Here is a 22,839-nt window from a genome sequence, read left to right on the forward strand (position 1 = left end):
GCACTCCTCAGGCAGGCGGTCGGTCGAGCAGCAGGGCGCGGCGATGGTACTCGTACAGGCCGTCGAAGAGGGGGCCGCTGACGGCCAGGACCTGTTCGTCGGTCAGCGTCATGGACAGCCCGCGCAGCAGCACGTCCACGCCCGGTGCCTCCGGCGCGTCGAAGCGCTCGTCGGCGAGGTCGGCCTCGTGCACGATCTCGGCGATCCGCCACAGCGCCGGGTCGGCCAGGTCGTAGCGGCGCAGGATCGTCTCGAACGAGCAGTCACCGCCGTGGTGGCCCAGCTCCGCGCCGCGCATGTCGAACGGCGTGGCGTCGCCGGGCACGGCCGCCGGGTCGGCGAAGACGAACTCCGCGTCCGGGTCGACGCACCGGCGGATGAGCCACGCGCAGGCCGCGCGGTCGATGTGCACGCCGGGGCGGGTCACCCACCTCATCGGGCCTCCTCGCGGTCGGCCGCGCCGGCCAGCGCCCGCACCGCGTCACGGGCGGTCGCACGCTCCGGCGGCGGGAAGTAGTCGCGCTGCCCGATCCGGCGCAGCTCGCCGCGCAGCCGCCGGACCGCGCGGACCCGGGCCGGGTGGTCGAGGCCCGCGGCGGCGGTGGCCTCCTCGGCCACCACCCGGTACTCGGCGGCGCGGGCGGCGCGCATCTCGCCGGCCACCTGCCGCTCCTGCGCCTCCGTGCCCGGCGCCGCCAGCCACACCGTGGACGAGCCGCCCGCCTCCGCGATCTCCTCGGCCACCCAGTCCAGATGCTCCCGGGTACGGGCGTCGGCGGGCAGCGCGACCAGCCCGTCACCGAGCCGCGCCACACCGAGGCGCTCCAGTTTCCGCCAGATCGCGATCCGCGGCCGGGGCGGCTGCCGGGGCACGCGGTAGGCGAGCAGCACCCACTCACCGGACATGTCACGATGTAACCACGGTTACATCGGCCAGGCAACCTCCCGGGCGGTACGCCCGCCCGGGCAGGTCGCCGGCCGCCGTCATGACGTGGCGAGCGTCAGGTCGCGGATCAGCTCGGACGTCTCCACCGCGCTCAGCGTGCCGAGCGGGACCCGTACCGATTCGATGGCCTGGTCCGGCTCGGACGCCGGCTGCCAGGCGGGGATGCCGGGGTTGAGGTCGACCTCGACGCGGCGGCCGCCGGGCAGGTCGCGGAGCAGCGTGTGCTGCCGGCCACCGTCGCCGTAGGGGTCGGAGATCCGCCGCCAGCCGGACCGTTCCAGGCCCAGCAGCCGGCCGGTCCCGGTCTTCACGCCGTCGAACCGGGTCAGCGTGCCGGACGTGCGCTCGCCCTCGGACGGGGTGAACACCTCGCGGCCGAGCTGCGGGAACGGCTGCACGATCTCGTAGTCGGCGAAGATCTCCGGCCAGGCGGCGTCGATGCCGAGCGCGGGGTGGGCCAGGCGTACCTCCGCGTCGTCGTCCAGCGGTACCGGCGCGTCGCCGGCATCCGCGAACGTGCGGTCCTCGGCTATCCGGAACGCGGTCCCGTCCGCGGTCACCCACAGCAGGCGGGCGCCGACCGGGAACAGCAGCGGGTGGGCGGTGAGTGCGCGCAGCTCCGCGCCGGTCCACGGGCGTTGCTCGGCCAGCGCGGACTCCAGGCGGCGGACCACGTCGGCTGCGACCTTCCGCACGCCCTTCTTCACCTCCGCGAACCGTTTGTGCGCGGCGGCGGCCAGCTCCGCGTCGTCGGCCGCGGCGGCCTTCGGCAGCGACCTCAGCCGTCTGCCCGTGGCGTCGGCCACCCACGGGCGCAGCTGCGCGTCGAACCCGGCGATGACCGTGCGCGAACCGAAATCCAGCGGGAACGTGGCGTCCGGCCCGAGACCGAACACGGGCGTGAGCCGGTCCGCGAGACCGTCCGGGGTCATGCCGATCGCACCGGCCACGTCCGCCGTCCGGAGCACGGCGCGCTCGCGTACCGTGCGGGTCTTCATGGTCGTGGCGATCTCGTGCAGCAGCCGTAGCGCGGTTTCCGTGCCGATCCGGGCCAGTGCGTCCACGCCGCGGACCGCGCGGGTGTGCGCGCCCTCGGCCGGCCACGCGCGGATCTGCGCGGCCAGCTCGGTCGCGGTGACGTCGTCGCCGAACACCGCCTGCGCGTCCAGCGGCCAGGGCTCCTTCGCCGGTGCGTCCGCCAGCAGCCAGGCCTGCAGCAGCGAGCGGACGAACGCGCCCAGGCTCGCCGCGTCGCACGCCTGGCGAACGAGATCCAGACCGGCGTACGGCTCACCCGGCTTGGAGATCATCAGCATGGTGAGCACGTGCCGGACCGCGTCGTCCGGCAGCACGCCGTGCGGCGTGCGGATCGGCTCCAGCGCCTCCACGTCCAGCCAGGCCGGCAGCTCGGGGATCCGCGTGGGCAGCGCGTCCAGCGGATCGGCGGCCAGCAGCGGCTCGATCCTCGTGGCGGCGGCCGGGCCGTACCCGGCGGCCGCGGCCAGCACCACGCCGCGGTGGCCCTCGGCGGCCAGCGTGTGCAGCGCGGCCGTGGCCTGCCGCCGCTCCGGGCCGGCCGGGCCGAACGCGATCGGGATCAGCGCGCGGGCCGCCCGCTCCGGCTCGCGACGCGCCCGGTCCAGCACGGCCGCGCGCGGACCCGTCAGCCAGGCCACCCACCGCTCCCGGTCCGGGCCGTGCAGCCCGTCGACGGACGGCGGCCGGGTGCGCTTGCGCCTGACCGTCCACGGCGGCGTGGCCAGCACCGGCGGCAACACGGCCGCCACCGGCTCGTCGCGTGGCGCGAACCGCGCGGCCAGCTCCGGCGGCAGCGCGGCGGCCAGCTCCGGATGCGCGCGCACGTGACGGCGCAACAGGTCGAGGTGCCGCGGCGTCGGCCTGGGCTCGGCGGCCAGCAGCCGGGCCGCGCGACGCGGGAACCGGTCGGCGCCCGCGCGCGCCGCAGCCGGCACGGTCCTCGCACTGAGATGGCCGAGCAGATACCGGTACGCCCGGTCGGTCGGCAACGCGGCGATCAACGGCAGGTAGAGGCCGGCCACGCCCTCCCAGTCGTGCCACAGGTACCGCTGCTCCTGGCCGGTGATCAGGTCCAGCGCGTCGTCCGGGCCGAGCGCGCCGACGACCGAGGCCAGCAGCGCCGGCGAGGACTCCAGCGAATGGAGCGACCAGCCGGTGGCCCGGAACACCGCGTCCAGCTCGGCCCGGTCGCGCGCACACGCGGCCAGCAGCACGGTGCTGGAGTCGTGCCGGCCGGTCGTGGCCAGCACCGTCAGCGTGTCCGCCAGCCACGGCTCGCCCGGCGCCAGGAACGACGCGACCACCCGGTGCCGCGGGCTCGCCGCCCGCCCCTCGGCCAGCGCCGCGACCGCCGCCTGATACTCGTCGTCCGGCGCGGCCGCCATCGCCTCACGCACCCGGGCGAGCACCGCGACGGTGCGGTTCGAGTGCCACTCGGCGTGCGGCGAGGCGTCCCCGCCGACGCGCAGCACCGCCGGGTTCGTGCTCCGCTTGACGAACAGCAGGCCGGCCAGCTCCAGGCAGGCCCGGGCCGCGAACGGCAGGCCGTGCTCGATGATCCACGAGTCGGCCAGCACCCGCCGGAAGCCGTCGTCCGCCGGCATCGCGGTGCCGATCACCGCCGCGCCGAACGGCGTCCGCTCCCCGGCCAGCCAGGCCAGGCCGGCCGCGGTCACGTCCGGTGGCGTCTGGGTGCCGCCGAGCGTGGCCGCCGGGCTGGCCCAGCGGCCGGCCGCGGCCGCGACCCGCCCCGCCGCGTCCGGCGTCGGCACCCAGTTCGCACCGGAGCCGCGCCACGGATAGCCCGCCCACGGCAGCACCAGCGTGTCCTCGTCGGTCATCCCGTCTCTCCCCCGTCGTCCGTACCGGCGCGGCAGACCTTAGCGCCGCCCTCCGACACTTTCCCCGCCCGGCCGCTGCCGGGCGGCGCCGGCTGGTGGAGCATCAGTTGCACCGTGTCGGGGTCGCGCAGCCGGCGGGCCGGCGATGAGATACGCGTGGTTGCCGATCGAGGCGGCGCCGAGGCCGTGGCGGCCGCCGTGCGGGAGCGGCGGTGAGGCCGCCGAACGCGTAGAGCCTCCCGCGGGAACCGGCGACGCCGACGTGGGTGAGCGGGCGCGGCAGCGGCGCGTGCGCCGACTACCGTCCGGTGCGCAGGTCGTAGCTGGTCACCAGCGTGCTCGCGTAAACCGGCTCGGCGTCGCCCTGCTGCACGGTGCCGCCGGCCACGTACACCCGGCCGTCGGGCGCGGCGACGCCGACCTCCGCGCGCGCCTGCGGCATCGGTGTCCGGTCCCGCCACGACGCCTGCGGGTGCGGGGCGCCCGGTGCGGCCGACGCGGCGGCCGGGTCGTCGCGGGCGAGATCGGCACCGGCCAGGCCGCCGGCCAGCAGCACGACGGCGGCGATGCCGCGCGCCGCGCCGTTTCTCGCTCCGGTACCGAGGTGGGTCGCGGCCAGCCAGGCGGTGACGGCCGAGGCCAGCAGCAGCACGATGTTCAGGCCGATGTCGCCGGCCTCGCCGCGGCTGAGGTGGGTGATGATGCCGCCGACCTGGATCAGGGACAGCCCGGCCGCCGCGGCCACGGCCAGCCGGGGCAGGATGCCGGTCAGCGGGGGCAGCAGCAGACCGGCCGCGCCGAGCAGTTCGAGCACGCCGATCGTGCGGACCAGCGGCATCGGGGTCTGTGCGACCCAGGCCATCATCGGCAGCAGGGCCTCCTGGCTCTGCACGACCTTGACGCCACCGGCGTAGACGTAGAAGGCCGCCAGCAGGGCGGCGAGTATCCAGTAGACGATGCGCATGCACCGACCCTGCGCCATGATCACGACCGGCGTCCAAGTCCGATCCGGTACGCCCGATACCGTACGGGTATCTTGCCCGGTGATGGACCTTCGACTGCTGCGCTACTTCCTGGCCGTCGCCGAGGAGCGGCACTTCGGCCGGGCGGCCGCCCGGCTGCACATGACCCAGCCACCGCTCAGCCGCGCCATCAAGCAGCTCGAGACGGATCTGGGCACGGTGCTGATGCACCGCTCGGCGGCCGGTGTCGCGCTCACCCCGGCCGGGGACATGCTGTACGCGGAGGCGTCCGCGCTGCTGGAACGCGCCGATCAGGTCCGCGCGCGGGTGGCGAGCGCGGCCGGGGACGTGACGCTGACGGTCGGCACGCTCGGTGACGGCGGGGAGGCCGGCGGCCGGCTGGCGGAGGCGTTCCGGCGCGCGCACCCGTCGGTCACGATCCGGCTGCGCGAGGCGGACTTCAGCGACCCGACCGCCGGGTTGCGCGCCGGTACGGCGGATGTGGCGCTGACCCGGCTGCCGTTCGACGGGACCGGACTGCGGGTGCGCGAGCTGCGCGCCGACCCGGTCGGCGCGGTGCTGCGCACCCGGGACCCGCTGGCCGGCCGCGACACGCTGAGCCTGCGCGACCTGGACGGCCGGCCCTGGTTCCAGCTTCCCGAGGGTACGGATCCGCTGTGGCGTGCCTACTGGAACGGTGCGACACCGGCCGGTGACCGGCCGGCCGGGCTCGTCGTCCGTACCGTCGCGGAATGCATGCAGGCCGTGCTGTGGAACGGCATGGTGGGCATCGCACCGCTGACCCACACGCTGCCGGACGGGCTGGCCTGGGTCCGGCTGACCGACATGCCACCGTCCCGGCTGGTGGTGGCCTGGCCGGTCAGCCGGGACAGCGCGCTGATCAGTTCCTTCGCACGAATAGCGGCCGAGATCCACCGGTAGACGGGCTCGGACGACGGTCAGCGTCAGTGTCAGCGTTCCGGTGTAGGTGCCGGGTGCGGTGCCGGCCGGCACGCTGAGCCGCAGCGCGGCGTCGAGCAGCGCGGCGGTCCAGCCGGGCTCGGTGGAGAAGCCGGGCGAAAGCCGGCCGCCGGCCGGGTTCGACACACCCCGCGGTGCGCCTCGGGGTGACGTGAGGCCGGTGGCGGCGGTCGCCGGGCATCGGTGTGCCGGGTCCCGAACCAGGACACCGGCGTACGGATGCCCGGCGGGCCCACGCCGCTCGGGCCGGGCGGCACAGGTGGGTGCCGCCCGGCATTCACGGTGCCCGGCCCCGGTGACGGACCCTGCCCGGGACAATGACGGTTTCGTGACGATCTCCACGGCCAGGTCCTGTATCGAAGTGGATGGCCCGGCACGGCGGCACGTTTGGACGGGCCGCACGGTGGTATGCGCACTCCCGGCGCAGGAGAGGTGCCGACATCGTCGTCGGTGCGCCTCCTCCCACGTCGCCGGGGTGTGCGGACCGCGAGCCGCTGCCGGGGTGATGTCGACTCGCCCGGCCCGCACACCCCGGGCACCCGCGCCCGGCCTGGCGGCAGCGGCCGGAGAACCGTGTGACCGGCCGCCGCTTGGGTATGCGACCGCCATGACGACGACAACGATGCCGATGCTGGAGACCTACCCGAAGACGATCAACCTGGACCGCGCCGCGCTCGCCGCCGCGATCGACGCGCTGACCGCCTGCGCACAGGCCTGCACCGCGTGCGCGGACGCCTGCCTCAGCGAGGACATGGTCGCGGAACTGACCACATGCATCCGCACCGACCTCGACTGCGCGGACATCTGCACGGCCACCGCGCGCGTGCTGTCCCGGCACACCGGATACGACGCGAACATCACCCGCACGCTGCTCCAGGCGTGCGTGACCGCGTGCCGGACCTGCGGCGACGAGTGCGCCACCCACGCCGGGATGCACGCGCACTGCCGCGTCTGCGCCGACGCCTGCCGCGCATGCGAGCAGGCCTGCCGGGACCTGCTGGCGGCCATCGGCTGAGCGCGGCGGGCCGGCCCGTGCAGCACCCGCCCACCACGACGACCGTCGTCGCCGGTGCGGTGTGCTGCGCCCTGCGGGACCGGCGCCGCCGATGCCGGTCTCAGAACGGGACGCCGCCCTCGTAGATGCCGATCTCGCCGACCGTCATGGTGCGCACGGGTGCGGACCGGGCCGGGTCGGCGCTGGCCGCGATCGCGACGTTGAGCACGATGAAGGCACTCTTGCCGAACGGCCAGGTGCGGCCGGACGCGGCCGCGTCGGACGCCCAGAACGTCATCGTGGGGCGGTGGTCGATGTAGAAGCGCACCACGTGTTCGTCGAAGTAGACGCCGTATCGGTGCGCGCGGGAGTCGAGCGGGACGCCGAGGTCGACGGTCCCCCCGGCCTCGCCCCAGCCGTACGGCATGTCGGTGCTCGGGTCTCCGATCTTGGCCATGTGCATGCCGTGGTGGGCGACGGTCGGGGTGGCGCCGGCGCCCTCGAGGATGTCCAGTTCGCCGGACGCGGGCCAGCCGACCGTCTTGACGTCCGCGCCGACCAGCCAGAACGCGGGCCAGACGCCGGTGCCGACCGGCGCGATGATCGCGCTCTCCACGTACGAGCGCGGCTTGATCGTCACCTTGCCGGCGGTGGTGAGGCGGGCGCTGGTGAAGTCCCGGGTGATGCCGTCCGTGCCCTTGGTGGTCTGCCGGCGTGCGGAGATCAGCAGCCGGCCGGCGCCGTCGACGGACGAGTTGGCGGTGCCGGTGGTGTACGTCTGCTTCTCCCGGTTGCCCCAGCCGTGCCCGCCGGTCTCGTGGTTCCAGGTCGCGGCGGACGGCGCGGTACCGGCCCGGCCGGCGAACGAGATCACCCGGCTGGGCCTGACCGCGGCCTTGGCGGGCATCGCGGCGACGTGCTCCTTGACGGTCAGCCCGGTGACCTGGAACCGGAACGCACCCGAGCCGGGCAGGCTCAGGTAGACCGCGGTGTCGGCGCGACCGGCCGCGGTGGCGGTGAACGTGCGGGTGATCAGGTGCCACCCGGCGTCGGTGAACTCGCCGTAGACCGCGGCGTCCGCGGGCCGGTGCGCGTAGTTGCCGTTGGCCAGCAGCATGCCGATCGGGCGGCGGGCGGCATGCAGGTCACGGACCCAGGCCTGCATCCGGTACGTCCGGCCGACGGTGAAGAACGAGGCCGGGTTCCGCAGCGGGGCCAGCGCCATCGCCCAGCTGCCGGTGCCACCGGCCCGGGCGATCTCCATGGCCGTGGTGGCGCTGAACGGCCCGCTCACGCCGGTGACGCGACGCAGCGTCACCGGGCCGGCGACCGAACTCGCGGTCCAGCCGTGCGCGGTACGGGCGACCGCGCCGTCCAGCACACCCTCGGCGCCGTTCAGGACCGCGGCCGCGGCGGCCGGGGTCTCCGGCAGGACGAACACGGCGAGGGTGAGCAGTGCGGTGAGCGCGGCACGCGGGGCGGCCACGAACCGTCGGATCCGGCCGGCGATGCGATGCGGAGGCAAATGTCAACCTTCGATGGGCAACAGGGACAGCGCTCAGCGCGATGCCTGCCCATCGGGGCACCCGGCCCGCATTCAACCGAGGCACCCAACCGCAACCGGTACACACCCCGTTCACCTCGTCCGGGCGGTGGTTCGCTACCCGGAACCTCCCGGACCGCACCCGCCTGAGATCCTGTGCGCATGGCACGTCACGTCGAGATCCACGTCCCGTTGCAGCCCACCGAGTCCGGCGAACCGCACCCCTGGATCGACGAGATCGAGGATTTCCTGTACGGCCTGGACGAGCAGGGCACGATCGAGGTGTTCGACGACGGCGAGGAGTGGGGCGCGGTCTACATCTTCTTCATCGCCGGCGCCCCGGAGGCCCGCCTGCTCGACGTCGCCGCCCGGGTCGCCGCGCTCGACGGCGTCCCGGCCGGCGTGTTCGCCCACATCACCGACGACAAGGCCGCCGACTTCGGCATGGGCCGGCGCGTCGAGCTGCGGCGCTGAACGCCGCCGGCGGTGCCGGCGCGGCATCCGGAGCGTCAGACGCGCCCGCGCGCCCGTCGCCGGGCCCGGACGGCCCGGCGCGCGCAGCACCCGGGCAACCGGGTCGCCGGACCCGGGTGGCACCGCCGTCCCGGAACGGACGGACAGCAGCCACGAACGGCACCGGCGGCCCGCGGCATGCAGCCCGCACCCGCCACCATCAGCGCGTCCTGCCGCCGAGGTCCGCGAGCGGCGCGGCCGGCACGCGACGATCCGTTTCGGACATCCCGGCCGGAGCGTCGGTCACGGACCCGACGTCGCCGGTGGGCAGGCACGACGACAGGTGCGCGAAGGCGATCGGCATGGCCGACACCGTACTGCCGGGGTCCGGTAGAACCAGGTCAGGAGTACGTGTCCCCGATCGCGCCGCGGACCGCGGTGCGCAGGTCGTCGAGGACGCCGGTGACGCGGGGCCTGATGGTGTGCCGGGGCACGCCGGGGAACGCGCGCCGGTGCCAGTCCGCGGCCGTGACCAGCGCGACCATCGCCAGCGTACGGTCGTCCGGGGTGGCGGCCGGGTCGGTGACGGCGGCGAGCATCAGGCGGCGCCGCTCGGTCTCCGCGGTGGGCTCCACGCCGCCCGGGGACGGGTAACGGGTGAACGGGATCAGCCGTAGCACCTTCTGGTCGTGCCGCTCCACGACGCCGGCGGCGACCAGGTGGTCCAGCACCGGCTGGAGCGCCTTCTTGGACAGCCGGTTCACCCAGTCCTTGGTGCGGCGCGGCTCCGGGTCGGCGGCGAGCGTGGCCAGGGCCGCGTCCGTGAGTGGCGCGCCGGTCGGGGTCGCGTCCAGCACGGATATCCGCCCGTCGCGGACCGTGATCCGGCCGGCCAGTGCGAGTTCCATCAGGTGTGCGCCGGCGACGGCGAAGTTCACGGCGGTGCCGGTGCCCCACGCGGTGCCGTCGGTGTCGTACGCGATCAGGACCAGTTCCTCGGCCAGCGACATCGTCATGATCGAAACGGTAGGACACCCGCCCGGCCGCGGGCATCCGCCCGGAGTAGGACCGGCGCGCTCCCACCGTGGACGGACCCGGTCAGTCCACGGCACACCGCCGAGACTCCAGTAGCCGGGAAGGATCGCCGGCGACTGCGGTCTCGGCGCGGACGGTGGCGTGGACGTCGCCGGACAGCGGGTACCGGCTCGATGCGCCGCTCGCCCCAGGAGCCGAAGATTGCGCAGTGCGTCGCCGTGATGTCGGCCGGGGTGCCGTGTTCGGCTCGCCGTGGCTGCCGCATCGGGCCACGGCGCATTCGCCCGAACCCGCAACGGGCGGCGCCCCGGCGACCTACGCTGAACGAACGTATGTGGAGAGGCTGGCGACGCCATGGCGACCGACGCACCATCGGACCCGCGGGCGGACGCCCGCGCGGACGAGGCCGGCGCCGCTGCCAGGCGGCTGGCGGATGCGCTCGGCGCGATCGACGAGGCGCTCAAGCTGATCACGGTGGTCGCCGGGCGGACCCATCTGCTGGCACTCAACGCCACCATCGAGGCCGCGCGGGCCGGCGAGACGGGCAAGGGCTTCGCGGTGGTCGCCGGCGAGGTCAAGGAGCTGGCGGAACAGACCGCGACCGCCACCGAGAGCGTGTCCGGCCTGCTCGCCGCGATCCGCAGCGACGTCGAGAGCGTCACCGCCGCACTCAGCCCCCGCTGAGCGCGGCGGACATGTCAGACCCCCACCCAGGGTGTCGGCCGTGCGCGGGGACCTGCTGTGCGCGCCGAACCTGATCGGACGACCGGGGCTCGGCCTCTCCGAGGTGATGCGCGACGTCGACCTGATCGTCTCGGTCGCTCCCGGTGGCGCAGGTTCGCGTCGATGACGGCCTGGAGCGGGCGGCGCGGCAGCGCGGCTCGTTCATGGTGAGGCCATCGAGGTTCGGCTCGCCGCCGATCCCGTGCGCGGCGCGCACCGGTACGGTCGCGCGCGGGTATGCGGCGTGAAAGCCGCGCCCGGGCCGGTCTCAGGCGTCCGCGGGCGGGGACCAGTCCGCGAGGTGGTCGACGACGCGGCCGAGGAGGTCGGCGAGCCGGTCGTAGTCGGCCGGGCCGAGGCTGGTGCGCAGGTGGTCGTCGAGGTGGGCCATGACGCGGTCGGCGCGGCCGGTCTCGCGCAGGCCCTCGTCGGTGAGGTGCAGTTCCTGGATGCCGGCGTGCCGGGCGTGCGAGCGGCGCTCGACCCAGCCGCGCTCGACCAGTTTGGACACCAGGGGCTGGATCGCCTGCGGCGTGACGCCGACGACGCGGGCCAGCTCGGCGGCGGTCTGGCCGGGCTTGACGTGCAGGTTGACCAGAACCGCGTAGAGCGAGCCCGAGGTGCCGAGCTTCCGCAGCGGGCGTTCCTTGACGGCCAGCATGGCCAGATCGGCGCGGCGCAGGGCCGAGGCGACCCGGCCGAGAATCTGCGCGTCGCTGGCGGGCTCGCCCGTTTTCTCCGTCACGGCTGCTCAACGTACACCACGGCGCGTCGCCGTTCACACATTGCGAGGAATCAAGCATCGATGTTTCATCAAGACCTTGATAAGCCTCAAGAGCTTGCCTACGGTGTACGGGGACGGAGGCGCACAGCCGAAGGGGGAACGATGGACACACGGACAGACCGGGACGGCACCGAGGTGGTGACGCTCGACCAGGCCACCGGCGCGGAGGTCGCGCGCTACCCGGTGGCCGGGCCGGCCGGGGTGCAGCGGGCGGTGCGGTCGGCGCGGGACGCCGCCGAGCCGTGGCGGGACCTCGGGTTCACCGGCCGCACGGCACGGCTGCGGGCCTGGCGGCGCGACATCGCCCGCGGCGGCGAGGAGCTGGCGGCCCTGATCCACGCGGAGAACGGCAAGTCCGTCGAGGACGGCCGCGCCGAGGTCGTCGGCCTGCTCGCGCACCTCGGCTTCGCGATCGACAACGCGGAGCGGGTGCTCGGCCGGCGCGACGTGCCGTCCACCGGCGAGCAGGAGGCATGGGTCGAGCACCTGCCGTACGGCGTGGTGGGTGTGCTCGGCCCGTGGAACTTCCCACTGGTCACGCCCGGTGCGATCGTCGTGCACGCGCTCGCCGCCGGCAACGCGGTCGTTCTCAAGCCCAGCCCGATCACGCCGGGCGCCGGTGACTGGCTGGCCCGCGCGTGGCGCCGGGCGGTGCCGGACCTGCCGGACGTGTTCCAGTGCGTGCACGGGTTCGCCGCCACCGGTGCGGCGCTCACGGAGGCCGGTGTGGACAAGGTCGCGTTCACCGGCAGCGTGGCCTCCGGGCGCGCGGTCGCCGCGGCCTGCGCCCACTCGCTCACCCCGATGCTGCTGGAGCTGGGCGGCAACGACGGCGCGGTGGTCGCCGAGGACGCGGACCTGGACCGGGCCGCCGCGCACATCACCTGGGGCGCGCTGCAGAACGCCGGCCTGGGCTGCATCAGCCTCGAGGTGGCATACGTGGTCGACGAGGTGCACGACGCGCTGGTCGAGCGGATCGCCGCGCTGGCCGGTGCGGTGCGGGCCGGCAGCGGCGAGCACGACCCGATCGGCCCGGTGCCGCTGCCCGCCCAGATCGCGGTGATCCAGCGGCACATCCGCGACGCGCTCGACCGCGGCGCGGTGGCCGTGGTGGGCGGCCCGGCCGGCGACGACGACCGCTACGTGCAGCCGACCATCCTGGCGAACGTGCCGCCGGACACGCTCGCGGCCACCGAGGAGACGTTCGGGCCGGTGCTGTCCGTGGTGCGGGTGCGCGACACCGAGGAGGCGATCGCGCGGGTCAACGCCGGGCCGTACGGTCTGGGCAGCGCGGTCTTCAGCCGCCGTCGCGGCGTGGCGATCGCCCGGCGGCTGCGGGTCGGCATGACCAGCGTCAACGACGCACTCGCCTTCGCCACGAACACCGGGCTGCCGTTCGGTGGCCGGGGACACAGCGGGTTCGGCCGCAAGCACGGCGACGAGGGGTTGCGCGAGTTCGCCTACCCGCACGCCGTCACGGTGCGCACCGTCCCCGCACCGGCGACCGCGTTCGGCCGCGCGCCAGGTGCGATGGCCGCCGCGCTCACCGCGGCCCGCGACCTGCTGGAGTCCCCTGACGAGCTGGAGTCCCACGGCGAGCTTGCGGACAGATGAGCAGCGACCCGACCGACACGAGAGGACATCTCATGCCCACGCCCGAGAGAAGCCGCCGCACGATCCTCACGGCCGGCCTGACGGCGGCCGCCGCGACCGTGGCCGCCGTGACGACCACGCCGTCACCGGCCCCGGCCGCACCCGCCGCCACCCCGGACCCGGAGCAGCTGCTGGACAGCATCGCGGACGGTTTCAGCCGGCCGGCGCGCGCACCGGTGATGCACACCCCGGCCGAGCAGGGCCTGGCCTACGAGGACGTCACGTTCCCGTCCCGCGACGGCGTGCCGCTGGAGGGCTGGTACATCCCGGCGCCCGGCTCCGGCAAGCTCGTCATCGCGAACCACCCGATGGGCTTCACCCGTTCCGGGCTGCCCACGCACCTGGAACCGTGGCACTCCCTGTGGGCCCCGAGCGGCAACGGCTTCGAGGTGAACCTGATCCCGGACTACCGGATCCTGCACGACGCCGGCTATCACGTCCTCGCGTACGACCTGCGCAGCCACGGGCTCAGCGGCGAGGGCAACGGCGGTCTGAGCTCCAGTGGGATCTTCGAGGCCCGCGACGTGGCCGGTGCGCTCGCCTACGCCCGCAGCCGCCGGGACACCCGCAACCTCACCATCGGGTTGTTCAGCCGCTGCCTCGGATGCAGCTCCACGTTCGCGGCGATGACCCAGTTCCCGGACGCGTTCCGGGGCGTGCGGTGCCTGGTCGGGCCGCAACCGGTGACCGCGAGCGTGATCATGGGCAAGCGGCTGGCCGCGCTGGGCCTCGGCGACCGGCTGGCCGACTTCGAACAGCGGATCATCGCCCGCACCGGCATCGGCTTCGGCCCGCGCAGCCCGCGGGAATGGGCCCGCAACGTCCGCGTTCCCACGCTGCTCTACCAGGTGCGCGGCGACGTGCTGACGGAACCCGGCGACGTGCAGGCGATGTTCGACAACCTGCCGGTCGCGGACAAGCGGCTGCTGTGGATCGACGGGACGACCGCCCGCTGGGACGGCTACCTGGAGTTCCAGCGCCGCCCCGAGCCGATGCTGGACTGGTTCGCCACGCACATGTCCTGAGCTCGGTGGCACCGGCCGTGGCGGCCCGCTTCCGCCACGGCCGCTACCGGTCCACGGGCGCCAGCCGCCGCCGGGCCACGGCCCAGACCGCCCGCGCGGCGACGGTCAGGCCGATCGCCGTCGTCGTGATCGCGGTCCAGCCACCGGCGGCCGCGGAACCGATCGCGCCGCCGGTGAAGGTGCCGACCACGACCGCGGTGTTCATCCGGCTGGCACCGGGACGATCCGGTACAGCACGGCCGCGGCGATCACGGTCGCGGCGGCGGCCAGCAGGAAGATCGCCCGCCAGCCGAACAGGCCGGCGACGGCGCCGCTCACCGTGCGGGACAGCAGGATGCCGATCAGCACACCGGACGCGACCGAACCGACGACGCTGCCCCGCCGGTCCGGGACGGCGAGCTCGCTGGCCAGCGGCGTGAGCAGCTGCGCGCCGACGGTGGTCAGCCCGAGCCCGCCGAGCCGCCACCCGTACCGTGGGGCCGCGGCCGCCGACAGCAGCATCCCGGCCGACAGCAGCAGCATCAGCGGGATGAGGCGCCGCCGGTCACGCGGGTCGCCGAGCGGGACCAGCAGGAAGATCCCGACGGCGTACCCCACCTGGGTGACGGTGACCAGCGCCCGCGGCGACGGCGACGACCGCCGTCCGGACCGGCGTCATGTGCGGTGGTGCGGCAACGGACATCGAGCGATCTCTCCATGGTTCGGGCGGGCCGGACGACGTGATCCTCGATCACACTAGCCAGCCGCGCGAGGTGGTGAGGCCGGCGACGCCGATCGCCGTACCGTTGATCGATTTGTCCGTCGCCGGACGGTTGCGAGACGCAAGTAACGCGCCGTCCATCCGTCGGCCACCGCGAGCACCTACCGTCCTTCGTTCACACACCACTGTGGAGGAGAACGGTGCGACGAACACTCAGATCGATGCTGGCGGCCGTGACGGTGACGACGGTGACGGTGGCCGGGTTCGGTGCCGCGCCCGCGCGCGCGGCGGTCCGGAACGACCCGGCCTGCGGCGTCGCCGTCAACGGCACACCACCGGGTGGCGCCGGGCAGGATCCGGCCGGGTACGTGCTGAACGTCGGCGGGGCCAGCGAGTTCGGCACGGTATGGGATCCGCCGGGTGACGACGCGCCGGGCAGCACGCCGGTACAGGCCGCATTCCCGGGCGTGCTCGCGGTGGACGCGGTGGCCACCGACGGGACACCGGTCCGGCGGCAGTACGCCCGGTTCGGGCTGACCCGCGACGACCCGAACATCACCGGGCTCAGCGCGCAACTGGAGTCCGTCGACGACGGCGCCACGTTCCCGGCCGCAACCTACCTCGACGACCCGGCCCGGGCCGTGCAGACGTCGGCGATCCGGCTGCGCGACGGCTCGCTGCTCGCCTACTCGTTCAAGACCCAGCCCCCGCCCTACAACGTCGGCCGGCACGTGCGCCTCACCGCGTATCGTTCCACCGACGAGGGCCGTACCTGGGCCTCCGAGGACGTCCTGGTCGACATGGGCGTGTACTTCCACGGCGGCCGGACGGCCAGCGTCCCGCTGGAGCTGCCCAACGGCGACATCGTGTTCGCCGTCTACGGCAAGTACGCCGACAGCGCCAACTATCGCGTGCAACTGCAGGCCAGCACGGACGGCGGGCGCACGTTCACCCGGCGCGGGATCCTCGCCCCGGCCGACGCCGCCAACTCCTACAACGAGACCGGTCTCGCGGCGCTGCCGAACGGCAAACTGATCGCGGTGGTCCGGCACCACGTGCCCAACAGCGCCGGTTCGCTGGACGACGTCGGCGTGCCGGTCTGGACCACCTCGGCGGACAACGGGGCGACCTGGACGCCGTTGCGGGATCTCAGCGTGACGTTCCCGTACGGCTACGACCCGATGGACGACACCACGAAGAAGCTGGAGGCGGTCGCGCCCGACCTGAAGCTGATGCCGAACGGTGCGCTGGTGCTGCGGGCCGGCCGGCCGGACAACTGGGTGGCCATCTCCACCGACGGCCAGGGCACCGGCTGGATCGGGCAGCTGACCTACCGCAACTGCCCTACCGACGGTGACCGGCACCGCGGCTCCACCGGGTACGGCGGCATCGACTACGTGTCCGCGAACCGTGCCGTCGTGGTCGGCGACAACTGCGACGTCACCTGGTCCTGCACGGCCACGTCGGGCAGCCGGTTCACCGTGGACAAGCAGACCCGGGTCTGGCGGCGCTGGATCGACGTGCTGACCCCGGACGTCGGGCGCATCGACCTGGCCACGAAATACCGCAAGGGAAAGATAACCGTCAGCGGGAACATGACGTCGTCCGTTCCCGGGCACCCGCGGGCGCGCGTCGACGGCGCCTTCGACGGCAGCACCGAATACTGGTCGAGCGCGGTCAACACCGGCGGCGCCGGCACGTACGTGCTGCACCTGGACCGCTCGTACCCACTGACCAAGATCGGCCTGAGCCTGCGTAACGGGCGCACGGCCACCGGCCGGGTCCACCTGTCCTCCGACGGCGTCACCTGGGGGCAGCCGGTCGCCGTCGCGGCGGACCGGACCCACCTGGCGATGGAGTTCTTCACGCTGCCCACGCCGGCCGAGGCCCGCTTCGTCAAGATCGAGGTGGACGCGTCCAGCGCCTGTGCCCCGCACCTGACCGGCAGCTGCTCCTTCCTGAACGAGCTGGAGCTCTACTCGTCGATCAACTCGTTCGAGAACGACCCGGTCAACAACCGCCCGCGCGGCTTCACCGACATCGTGCAGAGCTGGCAGACCCAGCGCGATCCGGCGCTGGCCGACAACGACAGCGCGTCCGCGCTGGTCATCGTGGACACCAACGCCAACCACATCGCCCGGGTGGACCGGCCCGGCACGCCCAGCCCCACCAGGACGCTGGAGTTCCGGCTGAAGCCGCTGCACCTGCTCGGTTTCCTGGTCGACCTGCACGGCCGGGACGCCGCCGGGAAGGACGTGACCGCGTACCATCTCGCGGTCACCGCGGACGGCCGGATCGCCCGGCACGACGGCAACGCCTGGATCAACCTGACCGGGCCCGGCGTGGTGACCGAGAACAACTGGTCGACGCTGCGCGTCACGGCGGACACCATGCGGGCGTCGATCCAGGTCGGCGGCGTCACCGTGGCGCCGGACGTGCCGGCCTCCACCAGGGCGGCCACGCTGACCGGCTACGGCCTGGCCAGCAACGGCACCGCCACCGTCGGCGACAAATACCTGGTCGACGACGTCCTGTTCACGCCGTGAGCGTCGCGGGCTCCCTCCGGCGAGGGAGCCCGCGACGCCGGCTGCCGGAAGCGACCGAAACGGTCCCACCGGGAACGTACCGCTTCTATGCTCACGAACAGGGCCCGGGGAGGTGGACGAGGTGTTTCCGCTGGAGACGGTCGCGGCCCAGCTGGTCGAGGCGGCCGCGGATGCCATCATCGGTACGGATCAGGACGGCCGGATCGTCCTGGTCAACGCCGAAGCGGAGCGCATGTTCGGTTACACCCGTGCTCAGCTGCTGGACCAGCCGATCGAGGCGCTCATCCCGGAGCCGTTGCGCGCCCGGCACCCGCGATTACGCGACGGCTACGTGCGGGAACCGAAACCGCGTCCGATGGGCGCCGGGCGTGCGCTGTCCGCACGCCGGGCGGACGGCAGCAGCTTCCCCACCGAGATCTCCCTGTCCGCGATTCACACCGAGGACGGGATACTGATCGTCTCGGTCGTCCGGGACGTCACCGACCGAGTGCGCAGTGAGGCGAAGTTCCGGGCTCTGCTGGAAGCGGCACCGGATGCGATCGTCGGCGTCGCCACGGACGGCCGGATCGCCCTGGTCAACGCGCAGGCGGAGCGCATGTTCGGTTACCCACGGGACGAGCTGTTCGGTCAGCCCATCGAAATACTGATCCCGGAATCGCTGCGCCCCCGGCATCCCGCGCACCGGGCACGCTACTTCGCCGATCCCCGGCCCCGGCCGATGGGCGAGGGACAACCGCTGTCCGCGGTCCGCAAGGACGGTACGCGATTTCCCGCCGAGATCAGCCTGTCGTCGATCGAGACCGAGGACGGGCTGATCGTCTCCGCCGCCGTGCGGGACGTCACCGACCGCGTCGAAGCGGACGCCGAACGGGAACGGCTCAAGGCCGCGGCCGAACGGGAACGCCTCGAGGCACGACTGCACCAGTCGCAGCGCCTGGAGAGCCTGGGGCAGCTCGCCGGCGGTGTCGCGCACGACTTCAACAATCTGCTCGCGGTCATGCTCAACTACACCAACTTCGTCGCCGAACTCATCGACGACGCCGCCGCCCGGGAACCGGACGGCGCCTGGGCCGATGCCGCCGCGGATCTGCGCCAGGTGATCCGGGCCGGTAACCGCGCCACCGAACTGACCCATCAGCTGCTGGCCTTCGGCCGGCGCGAGGTCGTGCGCCCCCGCGTGCTGGACCTCAACAGTGTGATCATCGAGGTCGAGCAGTTGCTGCGCCGCACGCTCGGCGAACACGTGCGGCTGCACACCGAGCTCGCGCCCGGACTGTGGCCGGTGCTGGCCGATCCCGGGCAGATCGAACAGGTCCTCGTCAACCTCGCGGTCAACGCGCGCGACGCCATGCCCCAGGGCGGCACCCTCACCGTGCACACCCTCAACCACGAGGTGCACGAACCGCCACCCGGCACCACACCGGCCGTACGACCCGGCCGCTACGCGCGCATCCGGATCGCCGATACCGGCACCGGGATGCCGCCCGACGTACTCGACCGCGTCTTCGAACCGTTCTTCACCACCAAACCGAAGGGCCAGGGCACCGGACTCGGACTCGCCACCGTCTACGGCATCATCAGCCAGGCCGGCGGCTACACCACCGTCCAGTCCGCACCCGGCGCCGGCACGGCCTTCATCGCCCTCATCCCCGCCACCGACGACATCCCGGAGCCCGCGACCGCACCGCCGGCCCGCCGGCCGCGCCCGGGCGGCGAGACGATCCTCGTCGTCGAGGACGAGGACGCGCTGCGCGAGGTGACCCGCCGGATCCTCACCCGCAGCGGCTACCGGGTGCACACCGCCGCCAACGGCCCGGAAGCGATCAAGATCGCGGAGAATCACGACCAGGTCATCGACCTGGTGCTCACCGACGTGGTCATGCCGCACATGCAGGGCAAGGACCTCGCCGACCGGCTGCACACCATCCGCCCCGATCTACCCGTGGTGTTCATGTCCGGTTACGCCGAACCGTTCGTCGTCACCGACGGCGCCCTCCACCCCGACGTCAACCTGGTCACCAAGCCGTTCACCGAAGCCGACCTGCTCGACACCCTCCAGCGCACCCTCGCCGGCGCCTGACGCGCTACCCGTGCCTGCCGGAAGGCGTCGCGCCGTCGCGGGAATCCACGGCGGCCGCGTCGTTCAGCGCTGAGGCAGCGCACGGACCAGCGCCTCGATGCGGCGCTGCCGTGCCGGTGCCCGTTCGGCCTCCTCGATCGGCCGCAGCAGCCGCCGGCGCTCGGCGGGACGGCAGCGCGCGAAGGCGTCGTTACGGCCCGAGGCGTCGAGGGCCACCTGGACGTCGGCCGGCACCGGTACGTGGTCGGGGTCGGCCGGCCGCAGCCGGCATGCCACGACGCCGCCGGCCTGAGCGCCGATCCTGCGTTGCAGCGCGACGCCGACGTACATGAACGGGCGGCGCGCGACGTCGGCCTTGTTGACCCCGAGGTTGACGTCCACCGTGCCGAGGCGGCCCTCGACGCGCCGGGTGGCCGCCACGGTGACGGCGTCCTGGAGAAGGTCGTCGAGGTACAGGACGGTGTACGTGTTACGGCCCCACGGGAGAAGCTCGAGCGGAGCGTCGAAAGCGACCCACCCGCCGCCTGCGTCAGCCTCCGGGGGATGCGGTTCCAGCTCGTCCACCTGCTCACCGGCTTCCGCGGGTTAGGCCGTCACGCACCGGGTGCGACAGCCGGGCCGAGACCTCGGCAGCTGCCGGTATCGCAGTCTACGGCGCGTCCGCCGTGCGCGAGGCCAGGACGCGGATGATCGAGCGAACGTGCACTGTGCGTTCCCGTCTGCGGTCGGCGAATGACCTGACACCCCGCACGACGCCCGCGCCGGTACGGCCGAGCCAGGCGCTGTTCGTCCTGGTGACGGCGGCGCCACCCGGCTGTGCGGGCGGCGCGGGGTGGTGCCGTCACCACCTGGTTGCGCATCCGCGCCGAGGCGATACTGGGCGAAGGGACCTGGCGGCACTGGGCGGATTCCTCAGGTCACGCCGCGATCGGCTCGACCCACGGGAACTCGGTTTCGGCGGCTGCTGAGGACCAGCGCCGAGTTCCGGGACCTGTGGGCTCGGCAGCACGTGGCCGTCCGCCGCGCGGACCGTGAACGTCTCCTGCACCCCACGGTCGGCGAGATCGAGCTGAACTGCCTGAGCCTGCTCAGCGAGGACGGCGGCCAGCGCCTGCTGTGGTTCACCCCCGTCCCGGGCAGCACCGCCGTGGAGCAGCTCGAACTGCTGAACGTCATCGGCCGGATCGACGTGCCGGGGTAGCGGCGGCCGCGCGGCCCTCCGGCACGCTCGCCGCGGTGCGGTGCCGGGTGTCGTCGAGCCAGGCCGCCGCGAGCGCGGCGGTGTCCGGGCCGGAGTGCCACAACCGCTCCGGGTCGGTGGGCATGGCCGCGTGCAGCAGCCGGCGCAGCCGGTCCGCGGGCAGGCGGGCCAGTTTGCGGGCCTCGGCCCGCTCCCGGCGCGCGGTCAGGCCGGTCGCGGACAGGAACCCGGGCGGCACCGCCGGGTCGTCGGCCGCCACGTAGAGCGCACCGGTCAGCAGGACCGTGGCGGTGGCCGGCGGCATCGGCAGGTGGAGCGCCCAGCCGGGATCCCACCGGACCGGGCCGCGGTCCGCCAGCAGTTCCACCAGCCGCCGCAGCGGGCCGTACCCGGCGTCCGGCTCCTCGGCCGTGAGCAGCACGATCGTCTCGCGCCCGGGCGTGCTGCCCAGCCGCTCCAGCACGATCCCGCCGGCCGGGGCGTCCGCCCCGTGATCGATCTCCACGGTGACCGCGCGGGCGCGGGCGAACTCGGGGGTGGTCAGCTCGGTCAGCAGCGCGGCCAGTGCCTCGCGGACCGGTTCCGGCGTGGTCGCCATCGCGGCCCGCAACCCGGCCGCGCCGAGCGTGGGAAGGACACGCCACCACAGCGGTACGTCCGGCCACCCGCCGGCCGTGCCGCCCTGCCCGGCACGGAGCAAGTCGCGCACGTGGGCCAGGTGTTCGAGGGTGCGATATCCGGGCAGCGTGCCCGGGGCGGCGGCCGTCCGGTACCGCGGACGGCCGGCGGACGAGAACCCGGACAGGCCATTGGTGACGTGCAGATCGTGGGCGCCCGGTGCGGCTTCCGGCGTACCCGCGACGGTGGTGAACCGGTTCGTCTCCGCGGCGAGCCGGGCGGCCTCGGCGGTGACGCGGTGCACCGCGCCGGCCAGCACCCGGTCGGTGTGCGCGGGTGGGGCGGTGCCGGCGCGCAGCATCGCCGACGCCGCCGGGTCACGCGGCCGCATCAGGTGCCACCAGCCGGCCGGGGGCAGCCACATCGGCCCGCCCGCCTCCGGCTCCCCGTGGGCGGCCGTGCCGGTCAGCGGGTCCCAGATCGTCACCGTGCCGATCGGGGTGGCGGTGAACAGCACGTCCGTTCCGGGGAGGCGCAGCACTCCGGCGATCTCGGCGACGTCCGCGTCCGGGGGCAGCGGCAGCTCCCGGCCGTCGGACGTGCGCACGACCGGTCCGTGCGCGGTCTGCGCCACGGCCCAGTCCCGGACGCCGGGCGGGGGTTGCTCCGGGGGGTCCGGGAGCGTGCCGGCGTCGGAGTCGCCGAGCGGGAACACGGTCTCCGGGCGGTCCGCCCAGTAGCCGTGGCCGCCGTCCTGGTCGTACCAGGTCACCAGCAGGCGGCCGGCCCGCAGCTCGCACAGCGCCGTGCCGGCCGCCTCCGGCTGGCCCGGCACCCCGGCGGCGTAGCGCCCGGCGATGCCGTCGGGTGTGAGGACCACCGCGCTCGTGCCGTCGTAGAGGGCCAGCAGCGGCCACCGCCCGACCCGGCGGACGCGCGACGGGTCCAGTTCCGCGTACGCCTGCTCGTACGCGGGCCAGACCAGTTCCTCGGCGAGACCGGCGCGCAGCGTCCGGCCGAGTGCGGCGGCGACGTCGAGGCCGGCGACCCGGTCCAGCAGCGGGCCGAACGCGGCACGCCCGGCCGCGGACCGTAGCGGCGCCAACCGGCCCACCACCTCGGCGATCGGGCCGATCGGCAGTTCGCCGAGGCGCGCGGTCGACGACTCCACCTCGGCCCGCAGCGCCGCGGCCACGCCGGGCACGGACATCGCCCGGGCCAGCACCAGCGGATGCAGCGGCCGGCGGCCGGACGGATCGGCCCCGAAGTCACGCCGGGTCAGCAGCGCGAACGCCGCCTCCCGGAACCGGTCGCGCACCGCGGGGTGGGAGGCCAGCGCCCGCAGGTCCCGGCGCCCGGGCGTGTCGTCGGCGAACCAGGCGACCAGGTCGACGGTGCCCGGATCGACCGGTGCGCCCGCCGCCAGCAGCAGGTCGTAGACGTCCAGGTCGCGGGACATCGAGCGGTGCGGTGGCACGACCGGCACGCCGTCGGCCCGGAGCCGCCCGGCGAGCAGGCCGGCCAGTTCCAGCAGGACGGGGGACCGGGCGCCGGCGTGGGCGTCCGCCCGGCGGGCCAGGATCCGGTTGATCAGGCGCGCGGCGTCCCCGGGTGCCGCCGCGCGGGCCCGCTCGTCCACCCGTGCCGCGAGCGTCCCCCGCGCGGCTGTCTCCCGGCGTGCTCCCATGCCGCGCACGATAGCCGTCCCCACCGACA

General features: G+C 74.2%; 22 protein-coding genes. 10 read left to right on the plus strand and 12 right to left on the minus strand.

Going from position 1 to position 22,839, the window contains the following annotated elements:
- Window positions 1-7: 7 nt before the first annotated feature.
- The 4 genes from J2S42_RS02540 to J2S42_RS02555 all read right to left on the minus strand — a co-directional run bounded on the left by J2S42_RS02540 (window position 8) and on the right by J2S42_RS02555 (window position 4,789).
- Complete coding sequence (locus tag J2S42_RS02540; protein WP_307234791.1) at window positions 8-436, minus strand: chromate resistance protein ChrB domain-containing protein; 429 nt, start codon at window positions 434-436, stop codon at window positions 8-10.
- On the minus strand, window positions 433-906 hold the full coding sequence (locus J2S42_RS02545; protein WP_307234793.1) for a Chromate resistance protein ChrB: 474 nt from the start codon (window positions 904-906) through the stop codon (window positions 433-435). Before J2S42_RS02545 ends, J2S42_RS02540 begins: the two co-directional genes overlap by 4 nt.
- A gap of 78 nt (window positions 907-984) precedes the next feature.
- Window positions 985-3,825 carry a DUF4132 domain-containing protein gene (locus J2S42_RS02550; protein ID WP_307234795.1) on the minus strand — a complete coding sequence of 947 codons (2,841 nt, stop codon included), beginning with the start codon at window positions 3,823-3,825 and terminating at the stop codon, window positions 985-987.
- Between the two features lie 298 nt (window positions 3,826-4,123).
- Window positions 4,124-4,789 carry a DoxX family protein gene (locus tag J2S42_RS02555; RefSeq protein WP_307234797.1) on the minus strand — a complete coding sequence of 222 codons (666 nt, stop codon included), beginning with the start codon at window positions 4,787-4,789 and terminating at the stop codon, window positions 4,124-4,126.
- 82 nt (window positions 4,790-4,871) lie between these two features.
- Here J2S42_RS02555 and J2S42_RS02560 point away from each other — a divergent pair, with 82 nt between their 5' ends.
- Both J2S42_RS02560 and J2S42_RS02565 read left to right on the plus strand, forming a co-directional pair.
- Complete coding sequence (locus J2S42_RS02560; protein WP_307234799.1) at window positions 4,872-5,729, plus strand: LysR family transcriptional regulator; 858 nt, start codon at window positions 4,872-4,874, stop codon at window positions 5,727-5,729.
- 646 nt (window positions 5,730-6,375) lie between these two features.
- Window positions 6,376-6,783 carry a four-helix bundle copper-binding protein gene (locus J2S42_RS02565; RefSeq protein ID WP_307234801.1) on the plus strand — a complete coding sequence of 136 codons (408 nt, stop codon included), beginning with the start codon at window positions 6,376-6,378 and terminating at the stop codon, window positions 6,781-6,783.
- A gap of 100 nt (window positions 6,784-6,883) precedes the next feature.
- On the opposite strand, the gene J2S42_RS02570 is transcribed toward J2S42_RS02565, so the two are convergent.
- Complete coding sequence (locus J2S42_RS02570; protein WP_307234803.1) at window positions 6,884-8,287, minus strand: glycoside hydrolase family 16 protein; 1,404 nt, start codon at window positions 8,285-8,287, stop codon at window positions 6,884-6,886.
- Window positions 8,288-8,467: 180 nt separating this feature from the next.
- On the opposite strand from J2S42_RS02570, the gene J2S42_RS02575 reads away from it, so the two are divergent.
- Window positions 8,468-8,779: a hypothetical protein gene (locus tag J2S42_RS02575; RefSeq protein ID WP_307234805.1), complete on the plus strand. Its 312-nt coding sequence runs from the start codon at window positions 8,468-8,470 to the stop codon at window positions 8,777-8,779.
- 199 nt (window positions 8,780-8,978) lie between these two features.
- Here J2S42_RS02575 and J2S42_RS02580 read toward each other — a convergent pair whose 3' ends face one another.
- Both J2S42_RS02580 and J2S42_RS02585 read right to left on the minus strand, forming a co-directional pair.
- A complete protein-coding gene (locus J2S42_RS02580) occupies window positions 8,979-9,122 on the minus strand; it encodes a hypothetical protein (protein ID WP_307234807.1) in 144 nt (47 codons plus the stop codon).
- A 37-nt stretch (window positions 9,123-9,159) separates the two neighbouring features.
- Entirely contained in the window at window positions 9,160-9,774 is a 615-nt protein-coding gene (locus tag J2S42_RS02585; RefSeq protein ID WP_307234810.1) for a GOLPH3/VPS74 family protein, read from the minus strand.
- A gap of 373 nt (window positions 9,775-10,147) precedes the next feature.
- On the opposite strand from J2S42_RS02585, the gene J2S42_RS02590 reads away from it, so the two are divergent.
- Both J2S42_RS02590 and J2S42_RS02595 read left to right on the plus strand, forming a co-directional pair.
- A complete protein-coding gene (locus J2S42_RS02590; protein WP_307234812.1) occupies window positions 10,148-10,477 on the plus strand; it encodes a methyl-accepting chemotaxis protein in 330 nt (109 codons plus the stop codon).
- Window positions 10,478-10,517: 40 nt separating this feature from the next.
- A complete protein-coding gene (locus tag J2S42_RS02595; protein ID WP_307234814.1) occupies window positions 10,518-10,643 on the plus strand; it encodes a hypothetical protein in 126 nt (41 codons plus the stop codon).
- 141 nt (window positions 10,644-10,784) lie between these two features.
- Here the strand turns inward: J2S42_RS02595 and J2S42_RS02600 are convergent, their stop codons facing one another.
- The gene (locus tag J2S42_RS02600; RefSeq protein ID WP_307234816.1) at window positions 10,785-11,261 is read right to left on the minus strand and encodes a MarR family winged helix-turn-helix transcriptional regulator; all 477 of its coding nucleotides are present in this window, start codon (window positions 11,259-11,261) and stop codon (window positions 10,785-10,787) included.
- A 141-nt stretch (window positions 11,262-11,402) separates the two neighbouring features.
- Between J2S42_RS02600 and J2S42_RS02605 the strand changes: the two genes are divergently transcribed.
- On the plus strand, window positions 11,403-12,914 hold the full coding sequence (locus J2S42_RS02605; RefSeq protein ID WP_307234817.1) for an aldehyde dehydrogenase family protein: 1,512 nt from the start codon (window positions 11,403-11,405) through the stop codon (window positions 12,912-12,914).
- A gap of 32 nt (window positions 12,915-12,946) precedes the next feature.
- Complete coding sequence (locus J2S42_RS02610; RefSeq protein ID WP_307234819.1) at window positions 12,947-13,978, plus strand: alpha/beta hydrolase; 1,032 nt, start codon at window positions 12,947-12,949, stop codon at window positions 13,976-13,978.
- Window positions 13,979-14,021: 43 nt separating this feature from the next.
- On the opposite strand, the gene J2S42_RS02615 is transcribed toward J2S42_RS02610, so the two are convergent.
- Window positions 14,022-14,183, minus strand: coding sequence for a hypothetical protein (locus J2S42_RS02615; protein ID WP_307234821.1), 162 nt, complete (start codon window positions 14,181-14,183; stop codon window positions 14,022-14,024).
- Window positions 14,180-14,593 (minus strand): MFS transporter, encoded by a 414-nt coding sequence (locus tag J2S42_RS02620; protein ID WP_307248597.1) that lies wholly within the window; start codon window positions 14,591-14,593, stop codon window positions 14,180-14,182. The genes J2S42_RS02615 and J2S42_RS02620 overlap by 4 nt, the downstream gene beginning before the upstream one ends.
- Window positions 14,594-14,911: 318 nt before the next feature.
- Here J2S42_RS02620 and J2S42_RS02625 point away from each other — a divergent pair, with 318 nt between their 5' ends.
- Together J2S42_RS02625 and J2S42_RS02630 are read left to right on the plus strand one after the other, a co-directional pair.
- Window positions 14,912-17,224 carry a discoidin domain-containing protein gene (locus J2S42_RS02625; RefSeq protein WP_307234823.1) on the plus strand — a complete coding sequence of 771 codons (2,313 nt, stop codon included), beginning with the start codon at window positions 14,912-14,914 and terminating at the stop codon, window positions 17,222-17,224.
- 121 nt (window positions 17,225-17,345) lie between these two features.
- Window positions 17,346-19,304, plus strand: coding sequence for a hybrid sensor histidine kinase/response regulator (locus J2S42_RS02630; RefSeq protein ID WP_307234825.1), 1,959 nt, complete (start codon window positions 17,346-17,348; stop codon window positions 19,302-19,304).
- A gap of 63 nt (window positions 19,305-19,367) precedes the next feature.
- Here J2S42_RS02630 and J2S42_RS02635 read toward each other — a convergent pair whose 3' ends face one another.
- A complete protein-coding gene (locus J2S42_RS02635; RefSeq protein ID WP_307234826.1) occupies window positions 19,368-19,868 on the minus strand; it encodes a YdeI/OmpD-associated family protein in 501 nt (166 codons plus the stop codon).
- A 271-nt stretch (window positions 19,869-20,139) separates the two neighbouring features.
- On the opposite strand from J2S42_RS02635, the gene J2S42_RS02640 reads away from it, so the two are divergent.
- Window positions 20,140-20,505 (plus strand): MmyB family transcriptional regulator, encoded by a 366-nt coding sequence (locus J2S42_RS02640; protein WP_370879139.1) that lies wholly within the window; start codon window positions 20,140-20,142, stop codon window positions 20,503-20,505.
- On the opposite strand, the gene J2S42_RS02645 is transcribed toward J2S42_RS02640, so the two are convergent.
- Window positions 20,477-22,810: a hypothetical protein gene (locus J2S42_RS02645; RefSeq protein WP_307234827.1), complete on the minus strand. Its 2,334-nt coding sequence runs from the start codon at window positions 22,808-22,810 to the stop codon at window positions 20,477-20,479. The genes J2S42_RS02640 and J2S42_RS02645 overlap by 29 nt on opposite strands.
- Window positions 22,811-22,839: the final 29 nt, after the last annotated feature.

This window comes from Catenuloplanes indicus (genome assembly GCF_030813715.1).
Taxonomy (GTDB): Bacteria; Actinomycetota; Actinomycetes; order Mycobacteriales; family Micromonosporaceae; genus Catenuloplanes; species Catenuloplanes indicus.